Origin of the sequence: Nostoc sp. (assembly GCF_036918245.1) — a bacterium.
In the GTDB taxonomy this organism is placed as follows: domain Bacteria; phylum Cyanobacteriota; class Cyanobacteriia; order Cyanobacteriales; family Nostocaceae; genus Nostoc.
In genome coordinates this window covers 120,751-132,968 of record NZ_JBALEF010000056.1, presented here as the reverse complement: position 1 = coordinate 132,968, position 12,218 = coordinate 120,751, and the positions used below count along the sequence as shown (strand labels likewise).

Below are 12,218 nucleotides of genomic sequence, written 5' to 3'. Positions count from 1 at the left end.
TCAGCTTAACATATTAGTAACTTAAAGTAATGCGATAAATTTGATAAAATGTTTAAACTTAAGACCTATAGCAGTTGAAATTTGTTCCTGATATTAAGTTAGCGCAAGTTCGACGAGAATCGTCAGCTTCAGTAGTGCTGAGTGACTAAGAGAGTGAAACGGTAGAGCGCAAACTACGAACCTAGCAAGTCAAACTTGACAGACAAGTAATTTAATTTAACACTCTTGTTAAATTACACTGCTAATTTTGACTAGTGAATCAGGAGGCTAAGATGGAAAGCAACACCACAACATGGTGGATATATGCATTATTGTCAGCTGGCTTTGCAGCATTGACAACTATCTTTGCCAAAATCGGGATAGAAAATGTGAATGCTAATTTAGCAACAGCAATCCGAACTGTTGTCATCTTAGTAGTTGCTTGGGGAATTGTATTTTTTCAGGGAAACGTAGTTAATATCTTAGCTATATCCCAAAAAACCATGATTTTCTTATTGTTATCGGGAGTATCTACAGGGTTATCATGGATTTTTTACTTCCAAGCCTTACAAGCCGGAAAAGCTTCCCTTGTTGCACCAATTGATAAATCAAGCTTGGTATTAGTTTTATTGTTTTCAGTCATTTTTTTGGGAGAAACATTAAACTGGAAGATTATTTTAGGAACTGGGTTAGTAGTCATAGGTACTTTAGTTTTAATTATTTAAAATCTTAATTAAAAAGTCCTAGTGTTCAAGTACATTAGGTAGCTTGTAGTGGAAAATTACCTACTTTTAATAATGGAATTTTGACCATTGCCGAGTCTTTTAAACTGAGATGTTAGGTGGATTTATGCCGTGCTGTACTAATAGTTGACAATGCACTTTTGTCTGCCGTGCTGATAGTCTTTGCGACAACAGGACTTAAAGTTTTGCAAAATATATTCTATTAATGTACTCTGGCGTACATGATTGATATGTGCTATTTCCATGAGGAATCAAGATGAGTAATGTGCTCTCTATAGCCGTAGTGACAGCAGTACTAAAAGTCTTGCTGGAAAATGGTTTAGTCAGCGATCCGATTGCTGCTAGTGTTGGTGATGTGATTGTAACTGCTCTACCGCCCGATCGAATTTCAGTTGAAGCTGACGAGCGTGCCCAAATCAACCTTTTTCTCTATCAAGTGACGCAGAATCGCAATGTCGATTGGGTATCTCAAGAATTTCGGAGCAGGCATTCAGGTATTAATGGAAACCTGCGCTCTGCGACTCCACCACTAGCTCTTGACCTTCACTACTTATTAACAGCCTACGGAGCCAAGGATTTTCAGGCGGAGCTTTTACTAGGCTATGCAATGCATTTATTACACAAAACACCAGCTATCACATCTGATATTATTGAAAATACTTTGATAAATGCATCTACAACCAATACCTCAAGTGCTTTTTCCCAAGCTGTAGCAAGTGTGTCTGTATCCGATTTAGCTGAACAAATTGGGCAGATAAAACTGACTCCAGAGTTTTTTAACATGGAAGAAACTTCTAAGTTATGGTCTGTTTTACAAACACACTATCGACCTTCAGCTACCTATTTAGCATCAATGATATTGATTGAAAGTAGTAAATCTGACAAAGAAGAAGGTTTCTACATGATGCCCTTGTCTCAACCGAATATAGAGCAAGTTATAGCTCCGACAAAAACTGAACAAATGATTGTTGCAGGTACAAAATTAGTAATTCGTGGTAAACGGTTACGCGGTGAAATCACACGAGTTCGTTTCGGTAATACAGAGACATTACTAGTACCTCAAGAAGTAAAAGAAACCCAAATCAGTTTGTTAGTCCCGCCAGATTTATACGCAAGGGTACAGGGTGTCCAAGTTGTACATCTAACAATGGGCAATGCAGAGCAAACGAATCATCTAGTTGAATCAAACGTTGCGGCTTTTGTCTTACATCCAACAATTACAGCATTTGTCGCTCAAGTAGAAAATAGCGGTGACAATTTACGCGCAGCAGAAATTACGGTTAAATTCCAGCCCAAAGTAGGTAAGGCACAGCGGGTAGTTTTGCTACTCAATGAGGTATCAAATGATAGTCCGGTAGCTTACTCTTTCTTGGTTGCACCACCTACCCAAGACACTGATGCAATCATGATTCCGGTCAAAAACGTCAAGCCAGGAACTTATATTGTTCGGGTGCGGGTAGATGGGGCCGAAAGTCCACTGCAAAAGAATCAGTTTGGGGAATATGATTCGCCACAGGTGACAATTTTATGAATGCTACGATAATTAATCACAATTGGGATGAGGCAAACTACCGCTACCTATCAGCAGCTCTAGCTGTGGTGCGGGGTATTTTAGAAAATCACACGGCAAAAGAGCAAAATCAACCTGAAGAGAACAACCAAGAGCATTTACAGCAAGTGTTACAGGAAGCCGCTGCTGCTATGCCTGCACCATCAGCATTGGAGAGAATATGCAAAATGTTTCGCCTCTCATCCTTTGAACGTGATTTGTTGCTGTTGTGTACAGGTATGGAATTAAATGGAGGTTTTGCCAAATTGTGTGCTATATTTCACGACGATTCACAACGAGCTTACCCAACTTTGGGTTTAGCTTTGGCAGCTTTACCTAACGTCCACTGGGATGCGATCGCTCCAAATGCTCCCTTACGTCATTGGCGGTTAATTCAAATTGGTGATGGTCATTCCCTGACTCTTAGTCCCTTGAGAATTGATGAGCGGATTTTACATTATCTCACGGGTATTCAATATCTTGACGAACGGCTAGCTGGTATCATTGAGCCATTACAAGAAGTTAGCGATTTAGTACCTTCGCATCAAGATTTAGCAGAGCGAGTCGCAGCAGTTTGGTCACAAGCTTACAAGGTTAATAGCTTGCCAATTGTCCAGTTATCTAGTGGTGAAACTGCTAGCAAACGTGCCATTGCCGCGACAATTTGTCAACTTCAGGGTTTAAGCTTGTGGGTAATGCCTGCACAAGTCATTCCCTTAGCACCTGGCGAATTGGATAATCTTATCCGCCTGTGGACTCGTGAGACGATTTTAAGTAAGAGTGCCTTACTCATAGACTGCAACGAACTGGATACTAATGATACAGCGCGGCTGAATGCGATCGCTCGTTTCATCGAACGCACAAAGGGCTTTTTAATAGTCACAAGTCGAGAACGGATTGGCTTATCACAAGGCCTAGTAGTTAATTTTGATGTACATCAACCAACCAGCAAAGAACAAGGTGCAGTTTGGCAAGATGCACTAGGTGCGAGTGCATCGCAAATGAATGGGCAAGTCAAAACCTTAGTGGATCAGTTTAACCTCAGTGCTGCAACCATTCGTGCTGCTTGTGCAGAAGCCGCAGGACAGTTAGCACAAACACCAGAAAGCGATATCACTAGTGTTTTATGGGATGCCTGCCGCGTGCAAGCACGTCCACGCTTGGATGAACTCGCCCAACGGATTGAGCCATCTGCTGATTGGGAGGACTTAGTATTACCAGAGGCACAGAAACAAGTTCTCCGGGAAATTGCGGCTCATGTGCGCCAACGTAGTACTGTATATAATAATTGGGGTTTTGGGGGCAAGAGTGCGCGGGGATTGGGAATCAGCGCTCTATTTGCAGGTAGTAGCGGTACTGGTAAAACCTTGGGAGCAGAAGTACTGGCTCAGAAATTACGCCTTGACCTCTATCGTATTGACCTATCATCGGTAGTCAGCAAATATATTGGCGAGACAGAGAAGAATTTGCGTCGGGTATTTGATGCCGCAGAACAAGGTGGAGTGATTTTGTTATTTGATGAAGCTGACGCTTTATTTGGCAAACGGAGTGAAGTTAAAGATGCGCGCGATCGCTATGCCAATATTGAAGTTAGCTATCTATTGCAACGTATGGAAAGCTACCCAGGTCTAGCAGTCTTGACTACCAACCTGAAGAGTTCAATTGATACAGCGTTTCTGCGGCGGATTCGCTTTGTAGTGCAGTTCCCTTTCCCTGATACTATGCAACGAGCCGAGATTTGGCGGCGCGTCTTTCCAGCCGAAACCCCAACCGCAGATTTAGATGCTCTGCAACTAGCACGGCTCAATGTCGCTGGAGGTAATATCCGTAACATAGCCTTAAATGCAGCTTTCCTTGCTGCCGATGCTGGGGAACCAGTGCAGATGAAACACGTATTGCGGGCGGCTCAAACAGAATATAGTAAGTTAGAGAAACCCTTGACTGATGCGGAAGTTGGGGGATGGATGTGATTTTACAATTTTGACCTTAGTAGAAAATGCTGGTAGCTAGATAGGTTGTAAAATTTGTGAGCGATGTTTAGGACAGGCTGTACCTACGCCAACTACCATAGCAAACAAAATTACTCTGGTAATTCACCAAATCTTTCCTGATAGCGAGCAAGCATGGACTCCATTTGGGCAAGTTGCTGTTCGGCTTGTTGACGCTGTTGCTGTTCTTGGTGTGCTACTTCTTCTGGCGTGGGTGTCAGTTGTCCATCGGGAGTGAAAAAGCGCAACTTCGATTGATAAATTCCCAAATATAACTGCAATTGCTGACTCCATAACCAACCTGCTTCATTAGCTTGCAGTTCTTGATAACGACCATCTAATAAATGAAATCCTTTAAATTCTAAACTTACCGGGTCAAACCAAAAATAATCAGGAGTCCGCCAAATATCTTGATAGATTTCCTTTTTCAACCCTCTATCAGTAGCAGCTGTTTTGTCAGAAAGAATCTCTACAATCACATTTGGGTATTTGCCATCTTCTTCCCAAACTACCCAGCTTTTGCGTATTTTGCGTTGGGTATTTAAAACTACAAAGAAATCGGGGCCTCGAAATTGCTCAGACTTGCGTTGACGCGGACTGTAATAAATCGTCATGTTACCGCAAGCGTAGAAATCTTGACGCTCTTGCCATAACCATTCCAAACACTGAATCAACAGCAGTATTTGCCGCAAGTGAAGTTCTGTTTCCAAAGGTGGTTCATCACTGTATAAATCACCAGGAGGAAATATAACATCTTCTGGTGTGTCTTCTAAAATTATTCCTAAATCTTGAGCAGAAGACATAATAATTTCTCTTTTGACAAAATAAATCTAACTTAACCCAATTCATTCACCTTCAGAAGCGAACGCCCCAGCTTTCTAAAATTATAAGTCTTGCTCACACAAAACACCTGCTGGCACAGAATAATTTCCACTTAAGTCGATAGCGATCGCCACTAAACAAATTGTATAATTTGATTCAAAAATATGCTTGAGGATGTGAGATGAGCGATGTCTACGACGGGCTACGCCTACGCATATTTGAGCTTAAGAAAGCAGGTACATCCACTTCAAATCCGTCGCTGGTCTGTCTCAGCAACAACTCCAACGCTGGCGAATCCAGTGCGCTGCAACCATACGAGGGAAATACGATCAAACCGCTTCTCAATGGACTGCACCAAGTCCCTGAGTCAAGTTTTAATTATTTACGTCGATTTATTTACAAAGCTGTCTACTAAATCAAAGATTTTTACATCGTTTCCAATTTACGACTGGTGACACAGATTTGAGCAGCACAGTTTAAAACTTTTTCAACTTGTTTTGGTGCTTTGATTTCAGTAAATAGCTGAATAGCTCGATTAAAATTTATTTGACTTTCATCAAATTTTGCCATCTTTTGATTAGTTAAACCCAATTGAAAATAAGCTTCAGCCAGGTCACACTTTGCACCTATTTTATCCAAAAGTTCGATTGCTTCTGTCTGATTAACAAGAGCTAATGCAAAATCTGTTTGTTGTCGATGGATTTCTGCTAAACCATTGAGTGTTTTTGCTTTTACCTGCATATAGTGACTTTCTTCAGCAAAAGTCAAAGCTTGATGGAATATCTGATTTGCCTGGTGAAATTCGCCTAAATTGACGTAGGCTTGACCCAAAATTTGCATAAAATAGACAAATCTTCCAGTCTGTTCCACCAAGTTTTCACTCGTAATATTTTGATAAGCTACATCTGCTAATGCAGACGAGGCATCATGCAAACCTAAATAAGAATACACCAAAGCTAAACAGACTGAAGCTTTTTCTGCCCAGCGATGATGCTCGGTATTTTGAGCTAAGTAAATTACTTGTTGAAATAACTTTGCGGCTGCCTCTAGTTCCCACAAATCTATCTTGTAAAGACCAATACTTAATAAAGAATCTACCTCTAGCATCCTCAGATAGTAAACTGTATGTTTATTTTCTGGCTGAGGTACAAGTGATTTGAGTGCTTGCGTTGCTAAAGTAATAGTCTTTTCTTGACAAGCGATCGCTTGACTAATCTTACCTGTTATCCAATATAAATCACCCAATATATTGTAAAGTTCGCTGAGATTTTGGTTATTTTGCAGATTATTAACAAGTTGATTAATTGCTGCAAGTATCGGTTGAATTAAACCCATACGATACAACGTACTACCAAGAGGTAAAAACTGCTGCCATTGATTATTTCGGCTTTTTAAAATGACCTTACCCGCTAATTCAAATTCATGAATTTCTATGTAGTGATAATATGCTTCCAGAGCTTGCAAAGCATCCTTAAAGGTTTCAATTTGTTTAACACTAGTTGTCCAAAATTCTGCGGCTTTGTGGTTGGCAATTTCCCATTCATCGCTGGGGCGTAAACGTGCGATCGCTTCTTTCCGAATCACTGGATGCAGCCAGTATTCACCTTTTTCACACTCCACCAAAGACCGATTTCTCAAAGAAGTGATGATTTGGCGATGTTGATCAGGTGGGACATCCCAAAGTAAACAAAACAACCCTTGAGATGAGATAGTGGGTATATCTTGATAACGATAACATCCCAAACGGCAAAGTAAACGATATGCTTGGGGATCAAGGGCTTGCAGGCGATTAATTTGACTAACTGCTAAATTTTTTAAGTCCGTTGCTGCTAACGGATCGGCATGATTTTCTTGCCAATAAAGAACCATGTCACCATCAAAATCCTCTTGAATCGAACCACAGAGAATTCCCATTGCTTTAGCATTACCGCCATAAGTGCGATGCATGATTTGCAAAGTTGACGAGTTGATGGCTAATCCACGGTTGCTAAAAAACTTTTGCCATGCGCTTTCATCTAAGCCAGGAAGCCGATAGTGATTCACATTTAGCCCAGGTTCACAAAGGCGATCGCGACTAGTAATTAAGGTGACAGATTGCACCCTAGCATCAGTTAAAATCCGCAATAGTTCTACATAGTTGCGGTGAGAAGCAATCAAGCCACCTTGTTGATCTAATGCAGGTTCGAGATTGTCAATTAACACCCCAATTCGCCGATTGTGGAGTTGGCGCTTGAGTCGTCCCAATGTAACCCCAAATTCTACCCCAGGTTCTTGATTAAAATCTTGTTTGAGCCATTCTTCTACTACTCGTTCGGCGGGGGTAATATTTTGCGTTTCCTTCGCCATCAGCAGTTCTAAAACCAAATCAAACCCCTGAGTTTGGAGATATTGCTGCGCTAGAGTAGTTTTGCCTAAACCTCCCTCACCTTGGATCACAATCACTTTCGATCCCTGATTTACCAAAGTATTCAGATGAGCGATCGCTTCTGTTCGTCCAATAAAATTGGTATCCTCTAATTTTGGGGTGGGATTTTGGGGCGATCGCGAGTAATCAATCAGACTGGAGATAGCAGTAGTTTTTCTCAAAACTCGCTCCAAAGTAGCGCGACAATTACTTTTGGTAATCTTTTGGCGCAGTACTTTAGAAAGCAGTTTCCATAACTGAGAACCAGCATCCTTGGCGTGTCCTTCCGTACAACCGTAAGAATCAGCGATATCCAAGTATTTTCTACCCAACCAAACTTGCACAAGAATCACTTTTTGCAAATCGCTCAACCGTTCCCCAGTCTGAGGGGGAATTATGGCGTCTAACCATGCTAATGCTGCTTGGGCGTCCATTGTGTAACGAAGAGGGTAGGTCAGATTTCAAGGACAACTATAAATCAATCTACAGTTATGTTGCTGGAGTTTTCGGATAAGATTCTGTAAATCCGACTTTTTTCCCGACTTTTCCGAATAAAGCCTTCTAATCTAATTAAAATAAAGGTCATTGGTAACATCAGCACCATCATTACTTATGGTGAAATCAGACCCCCGTCAATTGCCTAGTAGTGCTGAACTTCCTTGTTCAGACGATACCCCTGTGGATAACGAAGACCAGAACTTTATTCCCAACCTGCTTCTCTTCTTACTGCAATATATTTGGGCAAACCGTAATGACTGGTTTTTCAGCGTCGATATGGGCGTTTACCATACCACAGGGGTTAGTCCACTTGTAGCGATTGTACCAAACGGATTTTTGAGCTTAGGTGTAGCCGCAAGGCAGATAAATCTCGTAAAAGCTATGTTGTTTGGGAAGAAAACAACATTGTGCCTATCCTGGCTTTAGAAATTGTCTCTTTAACTCCGGGTGGAGAATACGACAAAAAATTAGACATTTATGCCAAGTTAGGTGTACTGTACTACATTATTTATAATCCAGAGTATTGGCAACGTGATCGCCATCAACCTTTTGAAGTTTATCGGTTAGTAGATGGTAGCTATCAATTGCAAATTGGTGAACCCTTTTGGATGCCAGAAATTGGTTTGGGAATTGGTAGAGGGCAATACGTATCTGGTAATATCCAGCGTCAGGTTTTGTATTGGTATGACCAACAAGGAAAGCGCTATCAAACTCCAGAAGAACAGCTTGAATTAGCGCAGAAACAACTTGAGCGTTATCGTCAACAATTTGGGGAACTACTAGAAGGATAAGCGGGGCGATACTTTTTTCATAGTATAATTTCGTTTTTTATACAAGATTTGAATAGATAATTGGATTAAAGGAACGTTGATGTATGCTCCACATTCCATTGGGTTCACCTCTCAATGTTGCTTTATGAGTTTCATTTATATAAATTAGATCGGCAGTTATTTCGCAGGTTTTTGCCTCTTTTTTTTCTATATATCTAATAGTAGCTATAATTGTAGTAGTTGCCGGGGCTGTATCGTTGATAGAAATTATTAGAAAATCAATTGGCTTGATATGCCCAAATTCTTGCCTCACTTTCCCAGCTTTTTTATTGATTGGGATATCTAAATAATCAGTAATTAAAATTGCCATTTTTCCGTAGTTGCTGTTTATCCAGTAAAACATAAACTCGGCAAAAGTTCTCTCTGGCATATATTTATCATAGTCATCAGGACAACCCGTAGATGGTACATCTATTCCTAAAGTTAGTTCTCTACTTTTCCAATCATTAATATTTTTCTTAAGGTTTTGTATATCTAAAAAATCTTGAAAAGCTTGGATTATACTTTGCTTTTGTTCAACAGGGGGAGGATTTTTATTTCCTTTGCTAATAGCTATTGCCCAATCTTTTATCGCAAACAGAGCAGCCCAACATTTTGCTGCAACAATCTTATTAGCATAGCCTAAATCTCTACCATGTAAAATACCATTTCTATATGGAATCGTAATTTTTTCAGTGCTAGTTTTCTTTCTATTAACTCTAAATAGTTTGGATAATTCTTGTAAACCACTACTATGTGCTGCTATTGAATCCCATGCTGTCAGGTCTGTTCCCTCCGCAAAAAAACCTGTCTGCTCAATGTCATTTACCAAACCATCGATAAGCATTAATAAAATCGGTACACATGCATAATATCTTTCTGCAAGATAATCTTCCTTTGCTAGTTTTGCAAGTTCCTCTCTATTCCGAAACTCCTTTACTCCCAACATTGTCATGAGTAGCCATTGAAGAGTTTGCTCGTTATAATAATCTGTCAGTAAATTTTCTGCTTCTTCAAATTTACTCTTATCCGCTAATTCAATAGCTTTTTGCATTAAATCTACATTTAATGATTCATAGGCTACCCAGCCAATTTGTGAAAAGTAAGCATTGAACTTATCGGGAATGTAAAGAATTTTTAATTGTTCTTGAACCTCAGGTAAGTTACTAAATGCCTCTGATAGATTTGCATTTTTAATCCCAATCAATTCCAGAAAAGACAGAATTTGGAAGACAAACTTCATCCCTGAAAATGTCTCTAGCAATTTTTTATAAGAAGGATTATCAATAATCTTTATATTATCTGATGGCATAAGCTATTTCTTGTCCTTTTAACTACGTCTTTAACGCTACTCAGTGGTTTAGCCACATTCATGTACAGGCTAAACTCGTTTTAATGTAACACAGTGTAAAATAGCACTTCGACTATTAAGAGAGATTTTTTAGCTCACGGTAGTACACATAATTCAATGCTTGACTTTTTCATCCATATATTTTGCATCAGACTTTTTCCCCGACTCCTCAAACTGCATCACATAAAACTGCCGACTTCAGCCGACTGACAAAACAAAGTGCGATCGCTTAGGCTATTGGGCATAAAGATAAAAACTTAAGTATAAAAATATGCTTAATACCCTCAGCCCAATTGCAGAAGACTTAGCAGGTAAAAGCTATCCTAGTCCTGATTACTTGCAAACACAGCGCCGCATTCGTACCCTCATAGATAAATATATTGCAGTCGAAAAACTACACGAGCGTCTGCAAGATTTACCGTTACAGTTTGCCAATCCCCAACCGCGTCCCTGGAAACCCATCGACTGGCAAACGATTAACCGCAATCAAATTATCGGCTTAGACGCAGAGGTATTTTTATCTATATTGATCGGTGCGATGGATACAGAAGCTCCGATTCGCGGCTATACCCAAACTAGTCGCCAGTATTTAGAAAAATTGCATCCTCAGATGGCTCGGTTTGTTGGTGGAACAGTCGGTAAAGATGGCGAATTGCTGGAACTTGGTTTGTGGGAAAAGGAAGAACGTCAGCACACACCTGCATTAATCAAAATCTACACCCAATTAACAGGCGAGAAAATTACCCCCAAACTTCGGACAGTTAGAAGCTATCTCCCCACAGATGACGCCAAAGAAGACTTATATCGCCACGGTTTACATCGCATTACCACAGAATACGGTGCTACCTGTCTTTATATTTGGTTGATGGCTCATACCACTGGCGCACTCCAGGATGTTCTAGAAGAACTAGCACAGGATGAAATCAACCACATGACCAAATTCTGGGGGTTTGGAGTGTGGGCTTTCCCTGATACTGGGTTGATGCGAATTGGACGCACGCTGATTAAAACGCGATCGCAAAACTATCAACGCAACAACCTCATGCGTACTCTCCGGCGGATGATGGGTACTCTCAACTGGAATGCTTGGTCATTAACCAACAAAATAACTCTCCTCTTCACCTTCACTTACACAATGCATCGCTTGTGGAGTTGGAACAATAGCCTCACACCAGACTATCTGCAAAATTTATTTGAAACTAATTAGTCAAAACAAAGGACAAATGACAAATGACAAATGACAAATCAAAATTACCCACCGATTTAAATCCCCAAAAAATCCCCCAACATATCGCTGTGATCATGGATGGTAACGGACGATGGGCAACCAGTCGAGGATTACCACGCATTGCTGGACATCGCCAAGGAGCAAAGACACTCAAAGAACTATTGCGTTGCTGCAAAGATTGGGGAATCAAAGCGTTGACAGCTTATGCTTTCTCAACAGAAAATTGGCAGCGTCCCGTTGAAGAAGTAGATTTTCTAATGCATTTGTTTGAGCGATTACTACACCGCGAGTTGGCTCAAATGCATCAAGAAGAAGTACGCATCTCCTTTATTGGAGATTTATCGGCTTTACCCAAGTCTCTACAGACAGAAATGGAACGTTCAATGATAGAGACGTTGAACAATCAAGCAATTCACTTTACGGTTGCAGTCAACTATGGTAGCCGCAACGAAATTACCAGAGTTTGCCGTCAAGTAGCTCAACTCGTGGAACAGGGCGAACTCAGCGCCCAAGAAGTCAATGAAAGTCTTGTAGAACAACACCTCTACACGGCAGATACTCCAGAACCAGATTTACTGATTCGTACTAGCGGTGAGATGCGATTGAGTAATTTTCTCTTGTGGCAAATGGCGTATACAGAGATGTATTTCACCGATATCCTTTGGCCAGATTTTAATAGAGAAGCATTTCATCAAGCTTTGTTGAGCTACCAAAATCGCGATCGCCGTTTTGGTCAAGTTAAAGCTTCAGTACCAGCTTAGTGTACCAAATACCAGATATCGCCTCAAAATTAAACCGGATTTTTGCCAGAGGGATAAAGTAAAAGCACCCACATTACCACAATGGT

General features: G+C 40.6%; 9 protein-coding genes and 1 pseudogene. 7 read left to right on the top strand and 3 right to left on the bottom strand.

Going from position 1 to position 12,218, the window contains the following annotated elements:
- The first annotated feature begins 272 nt into the window (after positions 1 to 272).
- The 3 genes from V7L12_RS15755 (at position 273) to V7L12_RS15745 (ending at position 4,241) form a co-directional block, all read left to right on the top strand.
- Positions 273 to 704 (top strand): EamA family transporter, encoded by a 432-nt coding sequence (locus V7L12_RS15755; protein WP_334824509.1) that lies wholly within the window; start codon positions 273 to 275, stop codon positions 702 to 704.
- 274 nt (positions 705 to 978) lie between these two features.
- Positions 979 to 2,253 carry a DUF4255 domain-containing protein gene (locus V7L12_RS15750; protein ID WP_335085439.1) on the top strand — a complete coding sequence of 425 codons (1,275 nt, stop codon included), beginning with the start codon at positions 979 to 981 and terminating at the stop codon, positions 2,251 to 2,253.
- Positions 2,250 to 4,241, top strand: a complete 1,992-nt coding sequence (locus V7L12_RS15745) for an ATP-binding protein (RefSeq protein WP_335085437.1) — start codon at positions 2,250 to 2,252, stop codon at positions 4,239 to 4,241. Before V7L12_RS15750 ends, V7L12_RS15745 begins: the two co-directional genes overlap by 4 nt.
- 110 nt (positions 4,242 to 4,351) lie before the next feature.
- On the opposite strand, the gene V7L12_RS15740 is transcribed toward V7L12_RS15745, so the two are convergent.
- On the bottom strand, positions 4,352 to 5,062 hold the full coding sequence (locus tag V7L12_RS15740; RefSeq protein WP_335085434.1) for a Uma2 family endonuclease: 711 nt from the start codon (positions 5,060 to 5,062) through the stop codon (positions 4,352 to 4,354).
- 200 nt (positions 5,063 to 5,262) lie between these two features.
- Between V7L12_RS15740 and V7L12_RS15735 the strand changes: the two genes are divergently transcribed.
- On the top strand, positions 5,263 to 5,496 hold the full coding sequence (locus tag V7L12_RS15735) for a hypothetical protein (RefSeq protein WP_335085432.1): 234 nt from the start codon (positions 5,263 to 5,265) through the stop codon (positions 5,494 to 5,496).
- Between the two features lie 11 nt (positions 5,497 to 5,507).
- Here V7L12_RS15735 and V7L12_RS15730 read toward each other — a convergent pair whose 3' ends face one another.
- The gene (locus V7L12_RS15730; RefSeq protein WP_335085430.1) at positions 5,508 to 7,919 is read right to left on the bottom strand and encodes a tetratricopeptide repeat protein; all 2,412 of its coding nucleotides are present in this window, start codon (positions 7,917 to 7,919) and stop codon (positions 5,508 to 5,510) included.
- 178 nt (positions 7,920 to 8,097) lie between these two features.
- On the opposite strand from V7L12_RS15730, the pseudogene V7L12_RS15725 reads away from it, so the two are divergent.
- Positions 8,098 to 8,774, top strand: a pseudogene (locus V7L12_RS15725) (Uma2 family endonuclease).
- Between the two features lie 37 nt (positions 8,775 to 8,811).
- Here V7L12_RS15725 and V7L12_RS15720 read toward each other — a convergent pair.
- Positions 8,812 to 10,104 carry a hypothetical protein gene (locus tag V7L12_RS15720; RefSeq protein WP_335085429.1) on the bottom strand — a complete coding sequence of 431 codons (1,293 nt, stop codon included), beginning with the start codon at positions 10,102 to 10,104 and terminating at the stop codon, positions 8,812 to 8,814.
- A gap of 310 nt (positions 10,105 to 10,414) precedes the next feature.
- Between V7L12_RS15720 and V7L12_RS15715 the strand changes: the two genes are divergently transcribed.
- Positions 10,415 to 11,350: a ferritin-like domain-containing protein gene (locus tag V7L12_RS15715; RefSeq protein ID WP_335085425.1), complete on the top strand. Its 936-nt coding sequence runs from the start codon at positions 10,415 to 10,417 to the stop codon at positions 11,348 to 11,350.
- A 23-nt stretch (positions 11,351 to 11,373) separates the two neighbouring features.
- On the top strand, positions 11,374 to 12,132 hold the full coding sequence (locus V7L12_RS15710; protein ID WP_335085423.1) for an isoprenyl transferase: 759 nt from the start codon (positions 11,374 to 11,376) through the stop codon (positions 12,130 to 12,132).
- The last annotated feature ends 86 nt before the right edge of the window (positions 12,133 to 12,218 follow it).

What these genes read in the sequence shown, in the direction of transcription:
- V7L12_RS15745 (WP_335085437.1), top strand. Translation starts at nt 2,250, where the DNA reads ATGAATGCTACGATAATTAATCACAATTGGGATGAGGCAAACTACCGC.
- V7L12_RS15710 (WP_335085423.1), top strand. Translation starts at nt 11,374, where the DNA reads ATGACAAATGACAAATCAAAATTACCCACCGATTTAAATCCCCAAAAA.
- V7L12_RS15730 (WP_335085430.1), bottom strand. Translation starts at nt 7,919, where the DNA reads ATGGACGCCCAAGCAGCATTAGCATGGTTAGACGCCATAATTCCCCCT.
- V7L12_RS15740 (WP_335085434.1), bottom strand. Translation starts at nt 5,062, where the DNA reads ATGTCTTCTGCTCAAGATTTAGGAATAATTTTAGAAGACACACCAGAA.
- V7L12_RS15715 (WP_335085425.1), top strand. Translation starts at nt 10,415, where the DNA reads ATGCTTAATACCCTCAGCCCAATTGCAGAAGACTTAGCAGGTAAAAGC.
- V7L12_RS15735 (WP_335085432.1), top strand. Translation starts at nt 5,263, where the DNA reads ATGAGCGATGTCTACGACGGGCTACGCCTACGCATATTTGAGCTTAAG.
- V7L12_RS15755 (WP_334824509.1), top strand. Translation starts at nt 273, where the DNA reads ATGGAAAGCAACACCACAACATGGTGGATATATGCATTATTGTCAGCT.
- V7L12_RS15750 (WP_335085439.1), top strand. Translation starts at nt 979, where the DNA reads ATGAGTAATGTGCTCTCTATAGCCGTAGTGACAGCAGTACTAAAAGTC.
- V7L12_RS15720 (WP_335085429.1), bottom strand. Translation starts at nt 10,104, where the DNA reads ATGCCATCAGATAATATAAAGATTATTGATAATCCTTCTTATAAAAAA.